The sequence below is a fragment of the Mammaliicoccus sp. I-M35 genome (genome assembly GCF_022386455.1).
In the GTDB taxonomy this organism is placed as follows: domain Bacteria; phylum Bacillota; class Bacilli; order Staphylococcales; family Staphylococcaceae; genus Mammaliicoccus; species Mammaliicoccus sciuri_A.
Genome location: NZ_JAJNIL010000023.1, coordinates 1 through 1,663 on the forward strand (window position 1 = coordinate 1; position 1,663 = coordinate 1,663).

The 1,663-nt window shown below is 47.4% G+C and carries 1 rRNA gene; it reads right to left on the reverse strand.

What is annotated here, in order from left to right:
- Positions 1-1,585: ribosomal RNA gene (locus LQ679_RS14595) — 23S ribosomal RNA — on the reverse strand; the annotation flags it as partial.
- Between the last annotated feature and the right edge of the window lie 78 nt (positions 1,586-1,663).

The following is a 1,663-nucleotide window of genomic DNA, read 5'->3' on the forward strand; positions in this document are numbered from 1 at the left end:
CATGATCCAACTCCCCATCACAACTCAACCTTACGAGTGCCGGATTTGCCTAACACTCAGTCTTATTGCTTGGACGTGCACTCCAACAGCACGCTTCGCCTATCCTACTGCGTCCCCCCATCGTTCAAACAATCATAGGTGGTACAGGAATATCTACCTGTTATCCATCGCCTACGCCTATCGGCCTCGGCTTAGGTCCCGACTAACCCAGAGCGGACGAGCCTTCCTCTGGAAACCTTAGTCAATCGGTGGATGGGATTCTCACCCATCTTTCGCTACTCACACCGGCATTCTCACTTCTAAACATTCCACATGTCCTTACGATCATGCTTCGACACGTTTAGAACGCTCTCCTACCATTATCCTTACGGATAATCCACAGCTTCGGTAATATGTTTAGCCCCGGTACATTTTCGGCGCAGTGTCACTCGACTAGTGAGCTATTACGCACTCTTTAAATGATGGCTGCTTCTAAGCCAACATCCTAGTTGTCTGGGCAACGCCACATCCTTTTCCACTTAACATATATTTTGGGACCTTAGCTGGTGGTCTGGGCTGTTTCCCTTTCGACTACGGACCTTATCACCCATAGTCTGACTCCCAAGTTAAATTATTTGGCATTCGGAGTTTGTCTGAATTCGGTAACCCGAGAGGGGCCCCTCGTCCAAACAGTGCTCTACCTCCAATAATCATCACTTGAGGCTAGCCCTAAAGCTATTTCGGAGAGAACCAGCTATCTCCAAGTTCGATTGGAATTTCTCCGCTACCCACACCTCATCCGCTCACTTTTCAACGTAAGTCGGTTCGGTCCTCCATTCAGTGTTACCTGAACTTCAACCTGGACATGGGTAGATCACTTGGTTTCGGGTCTACGACCAGATACTCATTCGCCCTATTCAGACTCGCTTTCGCTACGGCTCCACATTTACTGCTTAACCTTGCATCAAATCGTAACTCGCCGGTTCATTCTACAAAAGGCACGCCATCACCCATTAACGGGCTCTGACTATTTGTAAGCACACGGTTTCAGGTTCTATTTCACTCCCCTTCCGGGGTGCTTTTCACCTTTCCCTCACGGTACTGGTTCACTATCGGTCACTAGAGAGTATTTAGCCTTGGGAGATGGTCCTCCCAGATTCCGACGGAATTTCACGTGTTCCGCCGTACTCAGGATCCACTCAGGAGAGAAATGACTTTCGACTACAGGACCTTTACCTTCTATGGTTGGCTTTTCCAAAACCATTCGTCTAATCATTTCCTTTGTAACTCCGTATAGAGTGTCCTACAACCCCAATAGGCAAGCCTATTGGTTTGGGCTCTTCCCGTTTCGCTCGCCGCTACTCAGGGAATCGAGTTTTCTTTCTCTTCCTCCGGGTACTAAGATGTTTCAGTTCTCCGGGTGTGCCTTCTCACATACTATGTATTCATATGCGGATAACATGACATAACTCATGCTGGGTTTCCCCATTCGGAAATCTCTGGATCAAAGCGTACTTACAGCTCCCCAAAGCATATCGTCGTTAGTAACGTCCTTCTTCGGCTTCTAGTGCCAAGGCATCCACCGTGCGCCCTTAATAACTTAATCTATATTTCCTTATACATAATGTTTAAGAAAATAACTGTTATTAATCTGTGATGTCGTCTATAAAGACGACGCGCGATT